At 43.3% G+C, this 21237-nt stretch carries 21 protein-coding genes; 14 read left to right on the top strand and 7 right to left on the bottom strand.

Going from position 1 to position 21237, the window contains the following annotated elements; genetic code table 11:
- Nucleotides 1-2: 2 nt before the first annotated feature.
- Nucleotides 3-1847, top strand: coding sequence for a protein-disulfide reductase DsbD (gene dsbD / locus AC4MCD_RS13840; RefSeq protein ID WP_491876288.1), 1845 nt, complete (start codon nt 3-5; stop codon nt 1845-1847).
- A gap of 58 nt (nt 1848-1905) precedes the next feature.
- Here the strand turns inward: dsbD and AC4MCD_RS13835 are convergent, their stop codons facing one another.
- On the bottom strand, nt 1906-3096 hold the full coding sequence (locus tag AC4MCD_RS13835) for a GGDEF domain-containing protein (protein ID WP_159124196.1): 1191 nt from the start codon (nt 3094-3096) through the stop codon (nt 1906-1908).
- 265 nt (nt 3097-3361) lie between these two features.
- Between AC4MCD_RS13835 and AC4MCD_RS13830 the strand changes: the two genes are divergently transcribed.
- Nucleotides 3362-3931 (top strand): FMN-dependent NADH-azoreductase, encoded by a 570-nt coding sequence (locus tag AC4MCD_RS13830; RefSeq protein ID WP_159124195.1) that lies wholly within the window; start codon nt 3362-3364, stop codon nt 3929-3931.
- A gap of 72 nt (nt 3932-4003) precedes the next feature.
- Here the strand turns inward: AC4MCD_RS13830 and AC4MCD_RS13825 are convergent, their stop codons facing one another.
- On the bottom strand, nt 4004-4915 hold the full coding sequence (locus tag AC4MCD_RS13825) for an alpha/beta hydrolase (protein ID WP_491876287.1): 912 nt from the start codon (nt 4913-4915) through the stop codon (nt 4004-4006).
- Nucleotides 4916-5070: 155 nt separating this feature from the next.
- Between AC4MCD_RS13825 and AC4MCD_RS13820 the strand changes: the two genes are divergently transcribed.
- Nucleotides 5071-5508 carry a DUF2147 domain-containing protein gene (locus AC4MCD_RS13820; RefSeq protein WP_004781465.1) on the top strand — a complete coding sequence of 146 codons (438 nt, stop codon included), beginning with the start codon at nt 5071-5073 and terminating at the stop codon, nt 5506-5508.
- 87 nt (nt 5509-5595) lie between these two features.
- On the opposite strand, the gene AC4MCD_RS13815 is transcribed toward AC4MCD_RS13820, so the two are convergent.
- Nucleotides 5596-5946, bottom strand: a complete 351-nt coding sequence (locus AC4MCD_RS13815; RefSeq protein ID WP_419374874.1) for a Spx/MgsR family RNA polymerase-binding regulatory protein — start codon at nt 5944-5946, stop codon at nt 5596-5598.
- 468 nt (nt 5947-6414) lie between these two features.
- On the bottom strand, nt 6415-7233 hold the full coding sequence (locus AC4MCD_RS13810) for an exodeoxyribonuclease III (RefSeq protein ID WP_159124217.1): 819 nt from the start codon (nt 7231-7233) through the stop codon (nt 6415-6417).
- Between the two features lie 41 nt (nt 7234-7274).
- Between AC4MCD_RS13810 and pyrE the strand changes: the two genes are divergently transcribed.
- On the top strand, nt 7275-7925 hold the full coding sequence (gene pyrE / locus AC4MCD_RS13805) for an orotate phosphoribosyltransferase (RefSeq protein ID WP_180178870.1): 651 nt from the start codon (nt 7275-7277) through the stop codon (nt 7923-7925).
- Nucleotides 7926-8350: 425 nt separating this feature from the next.
- Complete coding sequence (locus AC4MCD_RS13800; protein WP_159124191.1) at nt 8351-8662, top strand: hypothetical protein; 312 nt, start codon at nt 8351-8353, stop codon at nt 8660-8662.
- A gap of 141 nt (nt 8663-8803) precedes the next feature.
- On the opposite strand, the gene AC4MCD_RS13795 is transcribed toward AC4MCD_RS13800, so the two are convergent.
- On the bottom strand, nt 8804-8998 hold the full coding sequence (locus tag AC4MCD_RS13795) for a DUF3565 domain-containing protein (protein WP_286740185.1): 195 nt from the start codon (nt 8996-8998) through the stop codon (nt 8804-8806).
- A gap of 130 nt (nt 8999-9128) precedes the next feature.
- Here AC4MCD_RS13795 and gshB point away from each other — a divergent pair, with 130 nt between their 5' ends.
- On the top strand, nt 9129-10076 hold the full coding sequence (gshB, locus tag AC4MCD_RS13790; protein WP_419365468.1) for a glutathione synthase: 948 nt from the start codon (nt 9129-9131) through the stop codon (nt 10074-10076).
- 38 nt (nt 10077-10114) lie between these two features.
- On the opposite strand, the gene AC4MCD_RS13785 is transcribed toward gshB, so the two are convergent.
- Nucleotides 10115-11317: an MFS transporter gene (locus tag AC4MCD_RS13785; protein ID WP_419374873.1), complete on the bottom strand. Its 1203-nt coding sequence runs from the start codon at nt 11315-11317 to the stop codon at nt 10115-10117.
- 410 nt (nt 11318-11727) lie between these two features.
- Here AC4MCD_RS13785 and murG point away from each other — a divergent pair, with 410 nt between their 5' ends.
- The 7 genes from murG to lpxC all read left to right on the top strand — a co-directional run bounded on the left by murG (nt 11728) and on the right by lpxC (nt 19837).
- Nucleotides 11728-12825: an undecaprenyldiphospho-muramoylpentapeptide beta-N-acetylglucosaminyltransferase gene (gene murG / locus AC4MCD_RS13780; RefSeq protein WP_419374872.1), complete on the top strand. Its 1098-nt coding sequence runs from the start codon at nt 11728-11730 to the stop codon at nt 12823-12825.
- 12 nt (nt 12826-12837) lie between these two features.
- Complete coding sequence (gene murC, locus AC4MCD_RS13775; RefSeq protein WP_005232692.1) at nt 12838-14286, top strand: UDP-N-acetylmuramate--L-alanine ligase; 1449 nt, start codon at nt 12838-12840, stop codon at nt 14284-14286.
- A gap of 53 nt (nt 14287-14339) precedes the next feature.
- On the top strand, nt 14340-15269 hold the full coding sequence (locus AC4MCD_RS13770; protein ID WP_179991918.1) for a D-alanine--D-alanine ligase: 930 nt from the start codon (nt 14340-14342) through the stop codon (nt 15267-15269).
- Between the two features lie 3 nt (nt 15270-15272).
- Complete coding sequence (locus tag AC4MCD_RS13765) at nt 15273-16127, top strand: cell division protein FtsQ/DivIB (protein ID WP_491876286.1); 855 nt, start codon at nt 15273-15275, stop codon at nt 16125-16127.
- A 71-nt stretch (nt 16128-16198) separates the two neighbouring features.
- The gene (gene ftsA / locus AC4MCD_RS13760; protein ID WP_034170249.1) at nt 16199-17461 is read left to right on the top strand and encodes a cell division protein FtsA; all 1263 of its coding nucleotides are present in this window, start codon (nt 16199-16201) and stop codon (nt 17459-17461) included.
- 159 nt (nt 17462-17620) lie between these two features.
- Nucleotides 17621-18808, top strand: coding sequence for a cell division protein FtsZ (gene ftsZ, locus AC4MCD_RS13755; RefSeq protein ID WP_125279164.1), 1188 nt, complete (start codon nt 17621-17623; stop codon nt 18806-18808).
- A 126-nt stretch (nt 18809-18934) separates the two neighbouring features.
- Nucleotides 18935-19837: a UDP-3-O-acyl-N-acetylglucosamine deacetylase gene (gene lpxC, locus AC4MCD_RS13750; protein ID WP_034170289.1), complete on the top strand. Its 903-nt coding sequence runs from the start codon at nt 18935-18937 to the stop codon at nt 19835-19837.
- Between the two features lie 99 nt (nt 19838-19936).
- Here the strand turns inward: lpxC and AC4MCD_RS13745 are convergent, their stop codons facing one another.
- Nucleotides 19937-20377, bottom strand: coding sequence for a DciA family protein (locus AC4MCD_RS13745; RefSeq protein ID WP_004781492.1), 441 nt, complete (start codon nt 20375-20377; stop codon nt 19937-19939).
- Nucleotides 20378-20487: 110 nt separating this feature from the next.
- On the opposite strand from AC4MCD_RS13745, the gene AC4MCD_RS13740 reads away from it, so the two are divergent.
- Nucleotides 20488-21177 carry a M23 family metallopeptidase gene (locus AC4MCD_RS13740; protein ID WP_419365471.1) on the top strand — a complete coding sequence of 230 codons (690 nt, stop codon included), beginning with the start codon at nt 20488-20490 and terminating at the stop codon, nt 21175-21177.
- Nucleotides 21178-21237: the final 60 nt, after the last annotated feature.

Here is a 21237-nt window from a genome sequence, read left to right as displayed (position 1 = left end):
ATATGACCAAAGCATTACAGTTTAAGATCGGGAGAAAATTTTTTTCTCCAGTCTTATTGGGCACAGTGTTGCTTAGCAATATTGCTCAGGCAGAAGCACCTTTGCTTTCGCCTGAGCAGGCTTTTCCTCTGAGTATCAGTTCAGTCACTCAGCAACAGGCCGAACTTAGCTGGGAAATTCCGCAAAACTATTATCTTTATCAGCATAAGGTAGAGCTAAAGCAGGGAAGTCAGCCGATGACCTTGCAATTGCCACCCGCTAAAGATCTATATGATGAAAACTATGGTCATACCCAGGTTTATTATCAGCAATTAAAAGTTCAAATTCCGACACAGGCGGGTCAAACTTATCAGGTCAGCTGGCAAGGCTGTGCCAAAGACCGGCTTTGTTACCCACCCCAAACCATTGAATTCAAAACTGACCTATCTGGTCTGGTGCAATATGAATCTACTGGCTCGGGTAATAAACGGTTACTGGATCTAAGTAGCTCTTCCTCACAGCACAACCGGATTCTGGAGAATTCTGCTGATGATCTAGAATCAGGAAATACAGACAGTAAAATCGTTGAAGTCATTTCTACCCGATCCAGCAGCGACTCGGCACAAGACCAGCAATGGTCTGCACGTCTGGCTGAAAGTTCACTGGCTTACGGATTACTGTTATTTTTTGGCTTGGGCATTTTGCTGGCATTTACGCCATGCTCTTTGCCGATGTTGCCAATTTTAACTTCACTGATTGTTCGTGACAGCAAAGGCATCAAAGCTTGGATGATTGCCCTAAGCTTTGTAAGCAGTATGGCCGCAGTCTATGCGGTACTGGGCTTGATTGCATCTTCAGCCGGACTCAACTTTCAACGATGGTTACAGCAACCTGCCACCCTGATGGCATTTAGTGCATTATTTGTGGTATTTGCCCTCAACCTGTTTGGCCTGTTTGAAATTAAAATGCCACAGCGTCTAACGCAGTGTCTGGACCGGGTTCAGGCGATGCAGCAAGGAGGAACTCTAGTTAGCGCTGCGGTCATGGGATCTGTTTCTGCCTTATTGGTCGGGCCTTGTATGACGGCACCATTAGCTGGTGCATTACTGTTTATTTCCCAGACCCAGAACCAATGGCAAGGCGCAGTGCTGCTGTTTACTTTAGGTTTCGGTATGGGTACCCCGTTGCTGCTGGCCAGTATTATGGGGGCACGCATCCTACCTCGAGCCGGGCACTGGATGAATCAGGTAAAAGTACTCTTTGCTTTCATCATGCTGGCTTTGGCCTTGTATTTTATTCGTCCGCTGATTTCAGAAGCTGCATTGCAGTGGCTGTCGCTAGGGTTGGGCTTAAGCTTTGTTGCTTATGTTCTGGCACGATTATTCTGGAAAAATACCGGACTGCGCTGGCTTTATATCATCTGTTTGGCTATCGCTGTGCCTTATATTACATATAGTCAGTATCAGCATAGTCAGCGCTTTTTTGTTGAAACTGCCCAACAACAGACTAGTTGGCATATAGCAAAAACAGCCACTGAATTTGAACAGTTATTGGCTACAGTACCGAAAGGGCAGAAGGTCATTATTGATGTCTATGCTGATTGGTGTGTGGCCTGTCAGCCGATTGAACATAAAGTATTAAAGGCAGCTGCTGTCCAGCAGGCCTTAGCTCCTTATTTTCTGATCAAGCTTGATCTTAGTCAGTATGATGCTACCCATCAGGCTTTACTTAACCGATGGGAAATTCTGGGACCACCGACTTATTTATTTCTCGATACTCAGCAGCAGGAGATTCGCAGCTTACGTTTGACCGGCGCATTTAGTGAAGCAGAATTATTGGCACAGCTACAGCGTTTAGAACAGCTCTAGCATTCACTTTAAAGCTTTTCTGGTACGCGCTTTAAAGTAAATAAGGCCGATGAAAATATCAGGCCGGTTGAACTTTCAAAGGTTCCAGATAAGATTTCACCTGATTACGCCCACCGGCTTTGGCCTGATAAAGGGCTTGATCGGCCTGGCTCAGAAGTTGTTGCGGGCGTAATTCAGGCTTGGAAATAGCAATGCCAAAGCTGGCAGTCACTGGGATCAATTGTCCTTCATCACTAAAAATCTGTAGTTGCTGGATCGCGCTTCGGCAACGCTCTGCAACCTGCTGAGCTTTTTCCAGGCTGGAATTATTCAGGACCAGAATAAATTCCTCACCGCCGAACCGTCCGACGACATCGCTTTCACGTAATTGCTGGTTCAGTACCGCACTGACTTGTACCAGTGTTTCATCGCCCTTGTGATGTCCATAGTAATCATTGATCTTTTTGAAATGATCCAGATCCAGCAGCACCAGTGCATAGTTAAAAGTCGCAGTACTATTTAACTGATCTAGACATTGATTAATGCTACGGCGGTTAAACAGATTGGTCAGAGGATCAATCTGGCTGAGATGGTTGATTAGCTGTTCGCGATAACGCCATTGACTGAGTAAAATCTCAAATAAAATCATGCAGACAGCAAGAATTGGCAGGATAAAATACAGCATTGATAATAGCCAGAAGCTATTATGGAAAAACTGGTCCTGAATATTAAAGAGTGGTGAATAAGGCAGTTGTTGGTTAAAGCTTAGATAGGCACAAGTCACCAGAAACAGTGAGGCCGGAATCAGCATGCTATAGACCAGTCTCCGGTGAAACAGGACCAGACCTACCGTCATCAGGCAAACATAGGCAATTGTGGCTACCGGGCTGATCACGCCCACGATATACGCATCCCGACACAGGGAAACCACAAAGATACCCACTGCCAGATAGGGAAAATATCGTTCTATCAGTGCATTGCCTTGAAATTTATAACAGGGATAAATCAAAAGAACCAGCGCCAGTAAAAACAGGCCATTCATGTGAACTTGTGAACGAACGACGTCAATATGGACATGCTGCCAGTATTGCGGATGTGACAGGACAAAAAGATCCCAACTTAGCCAGCTGATATGTATGCCACAGCCAAGTGCCAGCATCAGGATACACTTTTTCAAAATCCCCCAGTTCATCACTACTTCATCTTCGATCAGATATTTCTTGAGTCGATGATTCTGGAATTTTTGTAATACTGCTGACATTCGCTTCATACAACAGGTCTGACCTTTATTGTTATTGCTAAGTTTTTAAAAGATGGAAAAATATTGCTTTAATTATTTACAGAAATATAACATAAAATTAATTCATTGATAATCAGTAATATTTATCAAAAATTAAAAAAAAGGAGAAAAAATTAAGCTGGAAATTTATTGTTCTAAATACGCAATGAAGTGTTTTATTTAAACCCATTATTTCATTATTTAAAATTTATTAAGCTATGTTCATTCCCGAACAATGAACGGACCAGATTAAGCAATGAAAATTTTACAGATTGATTCCAGTATTTTAGGCGATGCCTCTATTTCCCGTCAGTTGACTCAAGCTATTGTGGGACAGCTTCAACAGAAACATGGTGAGGCAGTTGAGCTTGAATATCTGGATTTGGCTGCACAGCCGATTCCACATTTAACTGCCGAAATTTTGATGGGTCAAAATCTTGAGCAGGCGGCTTTAGGAGAACAGATTTTACAGCAGTACTTACAGGCGGATATCGTGGTGGTTGGGGCCGCTATGTATAACTTCGGTCTACCTTCTACCTTAAAAGCCTGGATTGACCGCATTAGTGTGGCAGGGCGTACTTTTAAATATACAGAAAATGGCCCAGTGGGTCTGGCAGGTGAAAAGAAAGTCTATATTGCCAGTAGCCGCGGTGGTGTTTATGGCGAACAAAGCCCAGTCGATTTCCAGGAAGCTTTCCTGAAAACTGTGTTTAACTTTACTGGCGTAACTGATGTGCACGTAATTCGCGCTGAAGGCGTCAATATGGGTGATGTAGCGAAACAGCAGGCAATTGAAACTGCGATGGCGCAGGTAAGCCAGATCTAAAATTCGATAGAAAATGAATGAACAAAAAAAGGTCAGCAATCGCTGATCTTTTTTATGGCTTCTTTTAAATTTCTAGTCTTGATCCAGACGATGAGCAAATTCTGAAAGATCCGCCAGCGCTTGTCGGGCCTCTTCAAACCAGGCACTAAACATCTGAAAATTATGCCACATGCCGGTATATAACTTGAATTCAACCTCGACACCAGCCTGTTCCGCTTTTTCCTTGAAGCGTGTGGCATCATCCAGCAGAATTTCTTTAGACCCCACCTGTATATGCATCGGTGGCAAACCACTGAGATCGGCAAAAAATGGGGAAATTTCCGGATCGCCACGATCCATTGCACTCGGTACATAATACTGAATCCCGGTCTTTAGGGTTTCAATCGACAGCAAGGCGTCATGTTTCTGATTATAGCGTAGTGATTCACTGGTCAGGGTCAGATCAAGGAAAGGGGAAAGTAGAATCAGTCCACTCACCTGTGGCAGGTCTTCCTGCTGTAACTTGAGTGCCAATGCCAATGCCAGATTAGCACCACACGAATCTCCGGACAGAATAATATCCTTGGCCTGAATGCCCTGATCTAATAACAGGTTATAGACATCAAACATAGCTTCCAAAGGTTCAGGATAAGCAGATTCAGGTGCCAGAGGATAATCAATATGCAGTACCTGCATCTGGGTGCGAGCGGCAATCTGGGTCATAAAGGCACGATGGGTATTTAAGGAACCGAGATAAAAAGCACCGCCATGAATATGGAAAATCAGCTGGCTGGATTCCTGCTGTGGTTTGATTTCCTCGGCATGTACACCTGCCAGCCGGAGCGAACGGATTTGTACGGACTTATCTTGCGGAAAAATCTTGCACATCTGCTCCAGTGCGACCCGTAAGGAGCTTGGAGGAAGATTGAACCGACTAGGCGCACGGATGGTCGCTTTTAAAAGACTTTCTGTAATTAATTGTTTCGTCACGGGGCTCATCTTCATCTTCTTTCCATCTTTTTCTGCTTTTATTGATTATGTGGATTATTTACCAACAATATTTACAAGGTTACACTAAATAGTCACAGGTAAAAATTGCAAAAATGTTGTGACTTTTTAATACTACATCGGTCTATCTCAGACTAGGGAAATGAAGAAAAATGAAAAAAATTACGCTAATGTTAGGACTACTCGGCTTATCTGCGCTGGCCAATGCTGCAGATCCTTTAAATGGTACCGTTTGGAAAACGATTGACGACGAAACCAAACAACCAAAGGCTATAGTAAAATTTACTGAGCAAAAAAATGGGACATTATCTGCAAGCATCCAATCGGTATTAACACCGGGTGAAGAAAATGCTTGTACAAAATGTGAAGGTCCGTATCACAATAAATCGCTGAAAGGTTTAACGATTGTGAAAGGCCTGAAAAATACAGGCGGAACCAGCTATGACAGTGGTTCGATCCTAGATCCAAAATCTGGTAAAACTTACAAATTGAAAGGCAACCTGACAGATGGTGGCAAGAAGCTTGAGCTACGCGGTTATATCGGCGTGTCTGCTTTAGGTCGTAACCAGACCTGGATTCGTGCCAAATAATGGATCAGAACCGTTCTCTAAAAACTACCATAAAAAAAGCCTGACCTCTGTCAGGCTTTTTTTATTCTTCCAGCTCATCTGAGACAATTAGTCTTTTAGCTTCCGATAAGTGGCTTCGTCAAAACCAGCGATAAAACCAGTTGCAGTCTTTAATACCGGACGTTTGATTAAGCTAGTATGAGTAGTTAAGGCAGTAATCAGATTATCTTCACTGGCCAGCGCATTTTCCTGCTCTTCTGCAGTAAGTTTACGCCAGGTAGTGCCTTTCTTATTCAGCACCACATCTTGACCTAAAGCATCCAGCCAGGTTTTAACCGTATCCGCATCAATCCCCTGTTTTTTATAATCATGAAATTCGTAAACTAGTTCTAATTCATCAAGTAAATCAAAAGCTTTTTTCATTGAATTGCAGTTTTTAATGCCATAAATCTTGAGCATGCTCGCTGTATCCCCAACAGTTTATTTATTGATGGCTTAGCTTAGCTGAATTTATGCCGATCGCCTATGTGCTTTCAAGAGGCTTGTTTTTAAGCAATATTTAAAAGACATATCATCCGATTGACATCGTTTAAGATCAGAAGGGGTATTAAAAAGTAAGTGGTGAAGTTTAAGAATAAGAAAAAATGAAGGTACTAAAATGAGAAAACCCGCATCTAATCATCCTGATTATGCGGGTCTCAATACAACGTCCGTTGTCACATCCATGAAAAACAAGCTAAATCTGATAGTTTGTTTTATTTTCTTCCTACGGCGTCCTGTCCTTATAGTGTCATCCTGACATATCCCTGTGCCGTGTGAGTATCATGCGCTGTTCGGACTGGAAGATAAACCTGAAAATACGTCATGTAGTGTAGGTAATAAACCTTAATTGAGTGAACATTTGTTCACTCAATCTTTAGGGCGGTTTTAGATTTTATAGTCAATAATCACGGGTGCATGGTCACTAAACCATTCATCTTTATAGACCCAGGCATTTACAGTACGGTCTTTCCAGTCCGGTGAGCAAGCCTGATAGTCAATCCGCCAGCCCACGTTCTTGGCGCGGGCTTGACCACGATTTGACCACCAGGAATACAGTTCGGCTTCTTTACGGACTTCACGGAATGTGTCGACATAACCCAGCTCATCATAAATATGATCTAACCAGGCACGTTCATGCGGCAAGCAGCCCGATGCTTTCTGGTTACCGGACCAGTTTTTAATATCGATACGTTTATGCACGATATTGTAATCACCACAGACAATGATGGATTTGTCTTCATCGCGCCATTGTTTCAGGATCTTTTTATACTCTTCCAGAAAGTGATCTTTACGTGCCTGCGCTTCATCGCCCGAAGAACCTGAAGGTAAATACAGGGAACAGATATGTGCTGTTTTTTCCAGACCCAAGTCAAATTCTGCCGAGATAAAACGACCTTGAGAATCAGCCAGTTCAAAACCCAGACCATCGGTAATGGAAACAAAAGGCAGGCGGCTGTAAATCGCTGTGCCGGCATAACCTGGACGCTCGGCAGGGAACAGGTGAGTATACCAGCCTTCAGGCTTGAATTTGTCAGTCCACTGCGCATGGGTAATCCGACTTTCCTGCATGCAGATCACATCGGCATCAGACTGTTCGATCCACTCTAGCAAGCCCTTGCTGACAGAGGAACGTAAACCGTTGACATTAATTGAAACGACACGAAGAATTTTTTGATCACCTGGATAGCTACTCTTTGGTATCATGCGCAAATCTTACCCTTAATTAATGGATTTAGGAGCACCTCATGTCAACGCCAGCTCAGTTTAACCCGAAAGCTTTTATCGAACTCGCATTATCACGTGGTGTGCTTAAATTTGGTGAGTTTACTTTAAAATCAGGACGTGTGAGTCCTTATTTTTTTAATGCTGGCTTGCTCAATGACGGTGAGGCCTTGTCACTACTGGCTTCTGGCTATGCTGCAAAATTAACTGAATGTGACAATGTTGAAGTGATTTTTGGACCAGCATACAAAGGCATTCCTTTTGTAGCAGCTACAGCAGTGGCACTGTCTCAAAATCATGGCGTGAGCGTGCCATGGGGCTTTAACCGTAAAGAAGCCAAAGATCACGGTGAAGGTGGTGTGCTAGTGGGTGCTTCAGTCGAAGGGAAAAAAGTCTGGATCATTGATGATGTGATCACCGCCGGTACTGCCATTCGTGAAGTGGTCACCATCCTGAAAAATGCCGGTGCGCAAATTGCAGGTGTACTGGTTGCTCTTGATCGTCAGGAAAAAGGCCAAGGTGAATTATCTGCTATTCAGGAAGTACAAAAAGAACTGGAAATTCCAGTACATGCACTGATTACCATGAAAGATTTAATGAATTACCTAGATGCAAAAGGCGATAGCGAAGCATTGGCGAAAATGGAAGCTTATCGTGTGAAATACGGAATCTAAAACCTGATTCACCAGATAAAAAGTAAAGCCTTAGTAATCTAAGGCTTTACTTTTTATGGGAAGAAAGATTCTGTTCAGGCGACTGTATTTAAAAGAAATATAAATAATAAGATAGAAATTCTGATCTGGATAAACTTTAAATTTGATAAGTTATATTATCTTCTTCAAAATTAAATTTTATATAAATATTCTTCTCAATATATAAATCTTGATCAAAATTATTTTATCTAAAAAGAAAAATATTTTTAAAAGAAACTCATTAAAGAATGAATTACCCCCCCCATAAAGTCCCTTTACAAATAAAATGAATAAGGTAGTTATGGTCATTGTTTACAAATTGTAATCTGCCTATATTAAAATAAACATTACGTAATTAATTATAAGAATTTCATAATTTTAATTGATTTAAAATAAGAGTACTAGGAATGGATTACTGGAACAGTGTTTTATTTATATCGATTATAACGGTGGTAGGTTTAGCCATTATTGTCATGCTGGTAGGCTACAAGATGTGGAAAAACTTGGTGGTGACTTTACTGATCTCTACAACGATTGGCTTTCTGATTATATGTACTATTAACTTTATCTTTGGGGAAAATCTGAATTTGCCCTGGATTCCTGATCAGAGCTGGCATCATAAGATCACTTTGGAAATTGCTCTGATGAGCTTACTGATTGGCGGGGTCAGTACCTTTATTATTATGCTGGGAACCATGATTTCGAAAAATAATCGTTAAATCATAAAATTAGATGTATTTAGTTGAAAGATAATGCATTTATAAGCCAGGTATTATTATTTTTATTCAGGTTTTAATCAATTTTCTAAACGAGATAAAATACTCAGGGTGAGTATATATACTGATTTGATTTAGAAGATATTAATCCTCGTGTATTTCACATTTTTTGCAGTCCAATAAGACGCCCAGTTTTTCTTTACGGCCTTGTTCGGTCATGACCCAGGGACGGTTTTGCCAAGGGGGATTATGCCGCACATGCTGACCATGGCCACAGGCCAGTTCAGCGACCCAGTGATTTTCTTCATCCAGATGAAAGCCGACAATTGCCTGCTGCATGATAAATGCTCTTGTTGATTAAAGTATTTAAGCATTTATACAAAATTAGTCATGCAAAATCACCATAAACAAAAGAAACTGCACAGGCTATACTCCTTGCTAATGTATTTTTAAGAAAGAGCACAGAGACATGCGCGTACTTGTTGTGATGGATCCCATCGAAAATGTAAACCTGAAAAAAGATTCAACCATGGCCATGTTATGGGCAGCTGCACGCCGTGGACATGAACTGGGTTATGCATTACAGCAAGATTTATATATCGATCAAGGGAAGGCCTTTGGTCTGATCTCGCCTTTGCAGGTATTTGAAGACTATAACCATTACTACGAACTGGGTGAAAAGAAAAAAGAATCGGTTGCAGCTTATGATGTGGTGCTGATGCGTAAAGATCCGCCATTCGACATGAACTTTGTCTATACCACTTATATTCTGGAACAGGCAGAACGGGAAGGGGCATGGATTATTAACAAACCGCAAAGTCTGCGTGACTGCAATGAAAAGCTGTTTGCTACTCAGTTCCCGCATCTGCAAGTTCCGACTTTGGTAACGTCGCAACAAAGCCTGATCCGTGAATTTTTAAAAGAGCATGTCGATGTCATTGTAAAACCATTGGATGGTATGGGCGGCACCGGAATTTTCCGTCTCTATCAGGATGGTATCAATATTGGCTCAACCATTGAAATTCTGACCAACAATGGTAACCAGCCGATTATGGCACAGCGTTATATTCCTGAAATTGTAGAAGGGGATAAGCGTATCCTGATGATCAATGGCGAACCCGTGCCGTATTGTCTGGCCCGTATTCCGCAAAATGGTGAAGTGCGTGGCAATCTGGCGGCAGGCGGTTTAGGTCAAGCACGTCCATTAACTGAGAATGATAGAGCCATTGCAGCGCAAGTAGGTCCTTATCTCAGAGAAAAAGGTCTGGTATTTGTTGGTCTGGATGTGATTGGCAACTATGTCACTGAAATTAACGTCACCAGTCCAACCTGTATCCGTGAAATTGATACCCAGTTTGGTACCTCCATTGCAGATGATCTGTTTGATGTACTGGAAGCCGGTCTGGATCAAGCCTAAGCTTTCAATAATAAAAAGAGCCTCGTCTGAGGCTCTTTTTATTGGGCATAACGCTTGAATAAAAGCAAGGTCATTAAGATTCCTAATATAGAAAGGCTGGCGGTAACTGCCGCGATATAAGCCCAATTCTGTGTGGTCGAAACCAGTGCTGCGCTCAAAGGCGGTAAAAGAAACTGAGCACAGGCTGAAAGCTGTAAAACCAGACCCACACTGGCTGCTGCGGCATTGGCGTGCGGGGCATACTGCAAAGTAATGGCAAAAATGGTGGTCGGGATAATTCCACCAATCAGTGAAAACAGTACAGCACTTATAAACTGTAATTCGAACATGAGCCATGAACTGGCTGTAAAAGCCAAAAAGCTGCTACACAGCATGGCTATAAATCCGGTGTTGAATAGCGTCTTGGGTTTCCAGCCACGTTGTAACAACATACCTGCACCAAAAGTGCCGCCCAGATTAGCAAGTACCACGATTGAAACCAGAACGCCTGCAACTTTTAAATCAATGCCGTGTTCGACGTACATGCTGGGCAGGAACCCGGTCACGGTAATCCACTGACTGGTATAACAGGCAAAAATAATAGCTAAACACAGGATGGGAGGATGGGTAAGGGTGACTTTGATAATCTGCCAGAATGAAGTATTTGACGGTACTGGTTGAGTCGTCCTGTTGGGTGCACATGCCGCTGAATCTATTTGTAGATATCGTTTAATGATGCCTGCAATAATCAAGCATAGACTGCCGAGAATGGCCCAAATATTTTGCCAGTTCAGGTATTCGAGTAAAACAGGAATACTAAAAACAGCAACACTGACACCCACGCCCATATAGGAACTCCAGAGTCCCATTTTAAAATTCAGTGTTTCAGGCCGACTGATCCGTTTTAAAATTGCAGGCGCACACAAGGAAATAGTTAAAAATCCAATCCCTTCGGTAAAGCGGAAGAAATATAAGGCTGTGGCATGCTGAATCCAGAGGCCAGCTATACTGCTTAGTCCTAAAATGATTAATGCCAAAATCAGGCAGCGCTTTAAACCCACTTTTTCCGAAAAAGCACCAATACAAAGGGCAAATAGCATCCCGGCTCCTTGTACTAAAGACAGGGAAAACCCGGCTTGTGTAAAACTTAAGCCTAAATCCTGTTGCAGAATGGGAATAACAGCAGATAGTTTACCGACATGCATGGCAGCCAGATAACCGGCTAAAATAATCCATAGATCACGTATTGATATTTTTGACATCTATAATGCTTGAGTCCATTTAAGGAATATGCAGATCAATTTGAAAAAAATTATATAGATATAGGGATAACATAAAATTTTATTCAGATTTATATGATTTAGGCATAAGTTAATAGGATGAATTAAATGGAAAAATAGCCAGTAATTAGTGAAAAATGTATAGATTTAGCAAGTAGGTATAAAAAGATTAAATGAAAAATATTCAAAAATTATGCTTATATTTCACTTAAGTCTAAGGAAAAATGCAGACCTTATAATAAAACTAGTTTAAACTTCAAATTAGTATGAAAAAAACAATGAAACGCTTGTTGAAATAAGGTAAATAAACTTTCAAGGCTAAGCGTTTGTGATTACAATTGATGACTTAAATTAGACCTCCTGTTTCATTTTTTAAATTGAAGAATTAGACCGTGACCGACGCTCAGCAAAAACAGCCTAAACATGTCATGATGATGGCCGCAGGTACGGGTGGACATGTGTTTCCAGCGTTAGCCGTTGCAAAAGATTTACAACAACAAGGAATTGAAGTGTCTTGGTTGGCAACGCCAGCAGGCATGGAAAACCGATTATTAAAAAACCATAATATTCCAATTTATCAAATCGATATTCAAGGTGTGCGTGGCAATGGTTTTGTGCGTAAAGCCTTGGCACCCTTTAAAATTTTAAAAGCTACTCTTAGTGCCATGAAGCATATGAAACAGCTCAAAGTCGAAGCTGTTGCAGGCTTTGGCGGTTATGTGGCAGGGCCGGGTGGTCTGGCAGCACGGATCCTGGGTATTCCTGTGATTATTCACGAACAGAATGCAGTTGCGGGTTTTACCAATACCCAATTGTCACGGGTCGCTAAAACGGTATGTCAGGCTTTTCCTAATACTTTCCCAGCACAAGATAAAGTGGTGACCACCGGTAATCCGGTACGTAAAGAAATTACAGAAATTTTAAATCCGTCCTGGCGTTATCAGGAGCGGAAAAAAGCTGGCCAGCCGTTACGAATTCTGATAGTTGGTGGTTCACTTGGGGCACAAGCCTTAAATGAACGTGTGCCGGAAGCCTTGAAACAGTTGAATGTGCCGTTAAATGTTTATCACCAGTGTGGTCAAAATCATGCTGAAGCAACGCGCGCACGTTATGCAGACAAACCAGCCTCTTTGCAGGTTGAAGTTCAGCCTTTCATTGAAAATATGGCTCAAGCTTATAGCGATGCCGATCTGGTCATTTGCCGTGCCGGTGCACTGACGGTTACTGAAATTGCAACTGCCGGTGTAGCCGCGATTTTTGTACCGCTACCAAGTGCAGTTGATGACCACCAAACTGCGAATGCCAAATTCCTGGCCAATCAGCAGGCAGCCAAAATCTGCCCGCAGGCTACTTTGACGCCAGACAGTTTAAAAACCTTATTAGAGCCGATGCTTGACCGTCAGGTACTGATGGAAATGGCGGTAAAAGCACGCCGTCAGGCTCAACCCGATGCGACCCAGCATGTGGTCCGTTTAATTCAAGAATTGTAATCCGAGTAAATTATGTCTCCAGTAACCCCAGCAGACCAAGCAAAGAAATTAATTAAAGTCCCGGAAATGCGCCGGATCAAGCATATCCACTTTGTAGGGATTGGTGGTGCAGGGATGTGCGGGATTGCAGAAGTGCTGAAAAACCAGGGGTATAAAGTTTCTGGTTCAGACATCAAAGCCTCAAAAACCACGGCTCAATTAGAAGAAAATGGCATTAAGGTCTATATCGGCCATGCAGCCAGCAACATCAAAGGTGCCAATGTCATCGTGGTATCTACCGCGATTGATAAGGAAAACCCGGAAATCAAGGCAGCCCTTGAAACCCGTACACCTGTGGTCCGCCGTGCAGAAATGCTGGGTGAGCTGATGCGTTACCGTCACGGGATCGCGGTTGCAGGTACTCACGGTAAAACCACGACCACCAGTCTGATTACCTGTATGCTGGCAGAAGAAAATCTGGATCCAACTTATGTGATCGGCGGTTTGCTGAACCGTACTGGTGTGAATGCCGCTTTGGGTGCAAGTCGTTATATCGTGGCAGAAGCCGATGAATCAGATGCATCATTCCTGTATCTAGAACCAATGGCTGCCGTGGTGACCAATATTGATGCTGACCATATGGATACTTATGGCGGTAGCTTCGATGTTTTAAAAGATACCTTTATCCAGTTCCTGCAAAAACTGCCATTCTATGGTTTGGCGGTTGTGTGTGGTGACGATGCCAATATCCGTGAAATCATGCCTCGTATTGGTCGCCCATTACTGACTTATGGTTTTAATGAAGACAATGACATTCGTGCTGTCGATGTTGTACAGGAAGGTATGCGCAGTCACTTTACCGTATTACGTAAAGATCGTGAGCCGCTACGCGTGACTGTGAATCAGCCGGGTCTGCACAATGTGCTCAACGCCCTGGCTGCGATTGGGATTGCAACGGATGAAGGCGTATCTGATGCAGCCATTTGCCGTGCACTGGAAGGCTTTAGTGGTGTAGGTCGCCGTTTCCAGGTACAAGGTCAATTCGAGCTTGAAGGCGGCGATGTGAAACTGGTCGATGACTATGGTCACCATCCAAAAGAAGTAGAAGCCACTATTAAAGCAGCTCGTGCCAGCCATCCAGATCGCCGTCTGGTGATGATGTTCCAGCCGCACCGTTTTAGCCGTACCCGTGACTGTTTTGATGACTTCGTAGAAGTGCTGTCGCAAGTCGATCAACTGCTTTTACTTGAAGTGTATCCGGCAGGGGAAAAGCCAATTGTAGGTGCAGATAGCCGCGCATTGGCACGTAGTATCCGTTTACGTGGGGAAGTTGAACCAATCCTAATTGATCCGGTCGAGGGGAACCTGAGCCAGGTGATGAAAAAGGTATTGCAAGCAAATGACTTGTTATTAACCCAAGGCGCAGGTAATGTTGGAGCAATCTCAATCGAACTTGCTCAAAATCATTTATATGTAAAGTAAAATAGTCATGTTATGACTGATTGAACAGATTCAAAAAGTTTAAGGATATAAACGTGTCAAATGCTTCAAAATTCGGAAAAGTTGCCGTATTGCTGGGTGGTAAATCTGCAGAGCGTGAGGTTTCGCTAGATAGTGGAACCGCCGTACTTGAGGCATTAGTGCGTTCTGGGGTCAATGCAGAAGCGTTTGATCCACAAGAGCGTAGTGTTACCGAGCTAGTAAATTATGATCGTGCGTTTGTGGTATTGCATGGTCGTGGCGGTGAAGACGGCCAGATTCAGGGTGCGCTGGAATGGTTGAATATTCCATATACCGGTACAGGCGTACAGGGTTCTGCCATTGGTATGGATAAAGTCAAAACCAAACAGGTTTGGCAGGGTTCAGAATTACCTACTGCGCCATACCGTATCGTGACCAAGAACTCGAATGCGCAAGAAATTGTATCTGCTTTAGATTTGCCGCTGATCATTAAGCCTGTACATGAAGGTTCGAGTATTGGCATGAGTAAAGTTGAAAAAGTAGAAGACTTTGCCGATGCGATTGCCAAAGCGACTGAACATGATGCCGTTGTTATGGCAGAGAAATGGATCACAGGCCGTGAATTTACCATTGTGATTCTGAATGGTCAGGCTTTACCCGTTATTCGCCTGCAACCGCCAGAAGATGTGGCTTTCTATGACTACGAAGCTAAATATCAACGTAATGATGTGGAGTATGGCATTCCATGTGGCTTGAGCGAGTCTGAAGAGAAAGAATTGCAAGCTTTGGCTCTACGTGCTTTCCAGGCAGTGGGTGCAAGTGGCTGGGGTCGTATTGATGCAATGCAGGATGAACAGGGTAATTTCTGGTTGCTGGAAGTGAATACAGTTCCAGGTATGACCAGTCATTCTCTGGTACCAAAAGCGGCTGCAGCCGTTGGCTATAGTTTTGACGCGCTCTGTGTAGCGATTCTGGAACAAACATTAAACGGTGCGGCACACTAAGTTATGGCTCAACTCCCAGCAACCATGCGCCGTAAACGTGCTGCGATTACCTCAATTCACGACAAGCCGCCGACACGCAAAGAAAAACTGACCAACCTGGGTGGTTGGGTCTTGTTGTGTGTCGCGCTGGTGGTGCTGGCTTTTGGGATTTTTGGCCTATACAAGGTGATGACTGATGCTCAGGTAGCAGAGCTGAAAGTGGCAGGAACGCGTTCAGCAGCTGAAGAGCGCCAGGTCATGCAGTACGTTTCACCGATTGTGACTGAAAACTATTTTACTTCGGACCTGGAATCAATTCGTGACCGCGCACTGGAACTGTCTTGGGTGGACCGTGTGGTTGTATCTCGTGCCTGGCCAGACAAGATTCATGTCCGGGTAATGCCGCATCATGCTATTGCCCGATGGGGTACAGGACGACTGCTAAGTGATAGCGGCATTATTTTCACTGAAGTCAGTCCTAAAGATTATTCAGCTTTACCGTTGCTGCATGGACCCTCTACTCATGCAAATACCATGATGCGACGTTATAATGAAATCAATCAGTTATTTTTACCACAAGGTATTCGTTTAAAAGAATTATATTTAACTGAACGAATGACATGGTTTATGCAGTTTGATTCAGGTTTGCGTGTAATTGTCGATAAAGACCAGACCATGAGCAAGTTGCAACGTTTGAGTCATCTGTCCTATAGCGAACTAAAACCGGTATGGTCGAAAATTTCAGCGATCGACCTGCGTTATCGCAATGGATTGGCGATTCAATGGAAAAATTCAATTCCGCCTAAAATTGTAAATGGTCAATTTATTGTAACCATTAATGACACGGGCGTTGAGAATAATGTAACAGTAAAGCCATAATGACCGGCTTTAAAAACTAGAGGCCTTATAAAGCCATAAATCTAACAAACACGTAATGGTAGTAGTTAATAATGAGTGAAGCTGTTCCCTCGGTTGTGGCGATTGACATTGGGACACACAAAGTTTCAGTTTTGATTGGTAAGGTACACGCGCCAGACAATATCCAAGTGATTGGGATGGCGACCGCTCGTAACCGAGGCATGAATAAAGGAAAAATTGTCAGTCTCGATAAAGTCATTACCGCCATTAAAAACGCCGTACAAGAAGCGGAAGATATGGCTGAATGTCGTGTGCATTCTGCGTGGATTTCGATCCCAAGTGCTGAACTAAAAAGCTTTTATGCCTCGGGTCGTACCACCATTGATAATAGTGAACATTCAATTACGACCAGTGAAGTGGTGCGGGCACTTGAGCTGGCCAAAGCCAGTCATGTCACCTCAGATCATTATCTGGTGAGTGCGGTACCTTTGGGCTTCGAGCTGGATGATGCACCGGAATGGGTACTCAACCCGATCCGTATGTCGGCACATAGCATGACCGGGCATTATCACTTGATGATGTTACCGATCAGCACCATGCAGAATATTGACCGCGCTTTAAAAGGGGCCAATATCGGTGTGGAGAAAATGGTGGTGTCCTGTCTGGCTACCGCTGAAGCCAGCCTGCTCAAAGATGAAAAAGAATATGGCGTGTGTCTGGTGGATATCGGTGCGGGAACCACCAATGTCGCTGTTTATCTGGATGGCCGTTTGGCATTAACCCATACCATTCAGCGTGGCGGTGAACATGTGACCCGTGATATCGCAGCAGTTTTACAGACTACGACAGAAGAAGCAGAACGTCTGAAATTGCTCTATGGTTGTGTTGACCTGAAAGTGGTTAAACCAGAGCATATGATTCAGTTCCAGGGCATTGATGGACCACAAACCATCAGCCGGATTGAACTGACTGAAATTATCATGGCGCGTTATGAAGAAATCATGGGGCTGGTGCGTGATGAACTGGTGAACCATGGCGCAATGCAGGGACTGTATCATGGTGTGGTGCTGACTGGTGATGCCAGTCAGATTGAAGGTATGGTCAGCTTTGTACGCCGTACCTTGGGTGTGTCTGCACATCTGGGCAATCCGCCGGTACAGGTCTATGCGGATGAACAGCACCAGGCGGCTTTACGTCGTTCCCAATACGCAACAGTGGCTGGTTTGCTGATGTTTAGTCAGAGTGATACCCAGGAAACCCTCGTTGAAACCGAAGACGGGGACAAATTATCAGTAACACAGCGCATTAAACGGGCATGGTCAGGTTTTAACGAAACGTTAAAAGCGATCTTTTAAGCGATTTTTATTGTGAATATTGTTGGGAAGTTGTAGTTAATCGGGCTTGTACTTGACAAGTGCCTGCTTGAGCAGCATTCTTAAAAACAATTTTTATCAAGATTAAGGCAGTATACGGGCTTAGTGACTGCCAATTATGAATTAGGAATTTTATAGGTCATGGCCTCATTTGAATTTTTCGAAGAAGATCATAGCGATAGCAATGGTCAAGCCCGTTTCACTGTATTTGGTGTAGGTGGTGCGGGTGGTAATGCTGTACAGCATATGTTGCAGTCCGATATCCAGGGCGTAAAGTTCGTCTGTGCCAATACAGACAAACAGGCACTGGATCGCATGGAAGCCGAATTTAAAATTCAGCTGGGCGAGCAAAGTACACGTGGTCTGGGTGCTGGAGCAAATCCACAGGTCGGTCAAGCGGCAGCAGAAGAAAGCCGTGAACTGATCCGCCAGCAGCTTGAAGGTACCGATATGGTATTCGTTACTGCCGGTATGGGTGGCGGTACAGGTACCGGTGCTGCGCCAGTCGTTGCTGAAATTGCCAAAGAAATGGGTATCCTGACTGTTGGTGTCGTGACTACGCCATTCAACTTTGAAGGTAAACGCCGTTTGCAATCTGCCGAGAAGGGGATTGAAGCGCTAGAACAGCACGTAGATTCTCTGATCATCATTCCAAACCAGCGTCTATTGAAAGTCTTCCGTGATATTTCAATGAAGGATGCGTATAAAAAAGCGGATGATGTACTGTTGAATGCAGTACGTAGTATCTTTGATCTGGTGGTACGTCCTGGTCACATTAACCTTGACTTCGCCGATCTGAAAACTGCAATGAGTACGCGTGGTTATGCCATGATGGGTGTAGGCTTGGGTCGTGGTGAAAACCGTGCACGTCAGGCAGCAGAGCAGGCGATTCGCAGCCCATTATTGGATAACGTCACCATCATGAATGCTAAAGGTATTCTGATTAACGTGACTGGCGGTGATGACGTAACCTTCGGTGAAATTGAAGAAATTACTGATGTTGTAAACCAGATCGTGGATCTGGACGAAGGTCAGGTCTTCTACGGTACAGTATTTGATCCGGATGCTCGTGATGAAATTAGTGTAACGGTGATTGCGACTGGTTTGACTCGCCATGCTGCAGATTCGGTTGAGCCGACTAAACGCGCGAATGTACAGGCAGCACGTCCATCATCATCACAGGCAGTAGTTGAAGATGATGATGTACCGGCAATTCAGCGCCAGCAAAATGAAGCAGGTGCAGCAGCTAATCCTGCCGCTTCAGTTTCTAGTCCGCGTCCAACGCCAATGAGCATCCAAGATTATCTTAAAAATCAACAGCGCAAATAATATGTAACAGCATGTGTTTACGATGATTGCACAGAAAAGGTGGCTTTAGAGCCACCTTTTGTTTTTTATCAATGGCCAAATATGCTAACGTATAGCGGTTTTATTGGTGAACAGATGATAAAAAGCATGTTGAAACAACGTACCCTGCAACGTATCGTGAAAGCGAGCGGAATCGGTCTTCATAGTGGGCAGAAGGTTATGATTAACTTTGTGCCACACCACGCCGATGGGGGCATTGTGTTTCGTCGTATTGATCTGGATCCACCTGTCGATATTCCTGCGGATGCCTTATTGATCCAAGAAGCCTTCATGTGTTCGAATCTGGTTCAGTCAAATGCCAAAGTGGGTACGATTGAGCATGTGATGAGCGCCATTGCGGGGCTGGGTATTGATAACCTGATTATTGAAGTGTCAGCTTCAGAAGTTCCCATTATGGATGGTAGTGCCGGACCTTTCATTTATCTGCTCATGCAGGGCGGCTTGCAAGAACTAGATGCACCAAAGAAATTTATTAAAATTATTAAACCTGTTGAAGCCCTGATCGATGATAAACGGGCGATTTTCAGCCCACATGACGGCTTTCAACTAAATTTCACTATTGATTTTGATCATCCTGCCTTTAAAAAAGAACATCAGTCTGCCAGCATCGATTTTTCTACAGAAACCTTTGTTTATGAAGTCAGTGAAGCGCGTACATTTGGCTTTATGAAAGACCTTGACTACTTGAAAGCCAATAATCTGGCTTTGGGTGCAAGCTTGGAAAATGCGATCGGTGTAGATGAAACCGGCGTGGTCAATGAAGAAGGTTTGCGTTTCTCGGATGAGTTTGTACGTCACAAGATTCTGGACGCAGTAGGTGATTTATACCTGCTAGGCCACCAGATCATTGCCAAATTTGATGGTTACAAATCAGGGCATGCTTTGAATAATCAACTATTGCGTAACGTGAAAAGTGACCCAAGCAGCTATGAAATTGTAACATTTGATGACGTAACTCAATGTCCAATTAGTTATGTAACTGTGACATAAGTCCTTGTCTTTGTGTCTTTGTGTTATAACTTAGCTGCATCTAATGTGACACCTGTCACATAAAAACAACATTGGAATTTATTACATCTCATTGCAATGTTACTTTTTATTGCTTGCCAAACGTAGTAAAGCTTGGCTAAGCTTAGGGTCGCTTATAAAGTCAGCAGCACCGCGAAGTAATTCCTGTGTTTCTGGACTCAAGGCTCTTTCAGATTTTTCTGGAACCGGTTGAACAGGGGATGGATTCCTTAAGCAAACCTGGATTTTAGTGAGATCTTTTAATTCGTTTATTTGAGAGAGTTGTGAGATGTATTGCTTTTGAAGATAAGCCAATTGAGAAATCATGGCTTGGTTTTCACCAGTAATCGTTAACACACCATTTTGATAGCAGGCAACTTGCCATTGTTCGGGTTGAGGCAATAGCGGTTGTACGAGTTTCGTAAGCTTCTGCCATGCAGAAACTTGTGATGAGAGAAACGAAAAGTTTCCTGTTTTTATCTGTTTTCTTGTTTTTTGAAAGACGTTGACAGGTTCCGACATACATAATTCCTACATGTTTATGTCTTAATCTTATGCGCTTCTTAAAGTGGATATCAAGGAAGAGATCTTCAAGAAACTCGATTAGCAGTTTAGAGAGGTTTTTTATGCATATGCCTATGCGACGTATCCTATTGGCATTTTCTATTTCGGTTTCAGCTGCTTCAGTAGCTTTTGCAGATTTAGTGGATCTGAATCAACAAGATGCTACACCTGACCGTCTTGAGCAGTTAACACGTACTTTATCGCAGGGTTCTTATACCCATCCTGAAGATATTGATATTCCCGCACAAACCAAATTAAATGTTCAGCTACGTGAAAAACCGGTTGAACTGAATAATCAGACCATTGCTCAAAAATATAGCAATTCTTCATCCAGCAAAGTTGCATCTTCAAATAACCCTTATTCGTGGTTAGTAGCTCATCCATTACCCGACATGAAACGTGTCAGCTCAAATTTTGGCGGCCGTACCATGGGTGGTCGTGCTGAAAATCACTCAGGCCTAGATCTGGCTGCTGCAAGCGGTACTCCGATCTACGCAACTGGTCCTGGTATCGTAACCAAATCGGGTTGGGGTACAGGTTATGGTCAGTATGTCGAAATTAACCATGGTAATGGATACCTTACTCGTTATGCCCATGCTTCACGCTTGATTGCACGTGTGGGAGATCAGGTGCAAGCTGGTGATCATATTGCGAATGTAGGTTGTACAGGTCGTTGTACAGGTCCTCATCTACACTATGAAGTAGTAAAAGACGGTCAACGTAAAAATCCTTCAACTTATTTAGCAATGTTGCCTTAAGCGTAGCTTTGCTCAAAATAACTGAAATACTTTAATACGTCTGATACTTGATACTCATAA

This window comes from Acinetobacter sp. CAU_H_78 (assembly GCF_058599365.1).
This window is presented reverse-complemented; position numbering and strand designations above follow the sequence as displayed.

Coding starts and splice junctions, on each gene's coding strand:
- AC4MCD_RS13785 (WP_419374873.1), bottom strand. CDS start 11,317: ATGTCAAAAATATCAATACGTGATCTATGGATTATTTTAGCCGGTTAT.
- AC4MCD_RS13765 (WP_491876286.1), top strand. CDS start 15,273: ATGGCTCAACTCCCAGCAACCATGCGCCGTAAACGTGCTGCGATTACC.
- AC4MCD_RS13820 (WP_004781465.1), top strand. CDS start 5,071: ATGAAAAAAATTACGCTAATGTTAGGACTACTCGGCTTATCTGCGCTG.
- AC4MCD_RS13835 (WP_159124196.1), bottom strand. CDS start 3,096: ATGAAGCGAATGTCAGCAGTATTACAAAAATTCCAGAATCATCGACTC.
- AC4MCD_RS13815 (WP_419374874.1), bottom strand. CDS start 5,946: ATGCTCAAGATTTATGGCATTAAAAACTGCAATTCAATGAAAAAAGCT.
- ftsA (WP_034170249.1), top strand. CDS start 16,199: ATGAGTGAAGCTGTTCCCTCGGTTGTGGCGATTGACATTGGGACACAC.
- murC (WP_005232692.1), top strand. CDS start 12,838: ATGTCTCCAGTAACCCCAGCAGACCAAGCAAAGAAATTAATTAAAGTC.
- ftsZ (WP_125279164.1), top strand. CDS start 17,621: ATGGCCTCATTTGAATTTTTCGAAGAAGATCATAGCGATAGCAATGGT.
- AC4MCD_RS13830 (WP_159124195.1), top strand. CDS start 3,362: ATGAAAATTTTACAGATTGATTCCAGTATTTTAGGCGATGCCTCTATT.
- pyrE (WP_180178870.1), top strand. CDS start 7,275: ATGTCAACGCCAGCTCAGTTTAACCCGAAAGCTTTTATCGAACTCGCA.
- AC4MCD_RS13825 (WP_491876287.1), bottom strand. CDS start 4,915: ATGAAGATGAGCCCCGTGACGAAACAATTAATTACAGAAAGTCTTTTA.
- dsbD (WP_491876288.1), top strand. CDS start 3: ATGACCAAAGCATTACAGTTTAAGATCGGGAGAAAATTTTTTTCTCCA.
- lpxC (WP_034170289.1), top strand. CDS start 18,935: ATGTTGAAACAACGTACCCTGCAACGTATCGTGAAAGCGAGCGGAATC.
- AC4MCD_RS13810 (WP_159124217.1), bottom strand. CDS start 7,233: ATGATACCAAAGAGTAGCTATCCAGGTGATCAAAAAATTCTTCGTGTC.
- AC4MCD_RS13795 (WP_286740185.1), bottom strand. CDS start 8,998: ATGCAGCAGGCAATTGTCGGCTTTCATCTGGATGAAGAAAATCACTGG.
- AC4MCD_RS13800 (WP_159124191.1), top strand. CDS start 8,351: ATGGATTACTGGAACAGTGTTTTATTTATATCGATTATAACGGTGGTA.
- AC4MCD_RS13740 (WP_419365471.1), top strand. CDS start 20,488: ATGCCTATGCGACGTATCCTATTGGCATTTTCTATTTCGGTTTCAGCT.
- gshB (WP_419365468.1), top strand. CDS start 9,129: ATGCGCGTACTTGTTGTGATGGATCCCATCGAAAATGTAAACCTGAAA.
- AC4MCD_RS13745 (WP_004781492.1), bottom strand. CDS start 20,377: ATGTCGGAACCTGTCAACGTCTTTCAAAAAACAAGAAAACAGATAAAA.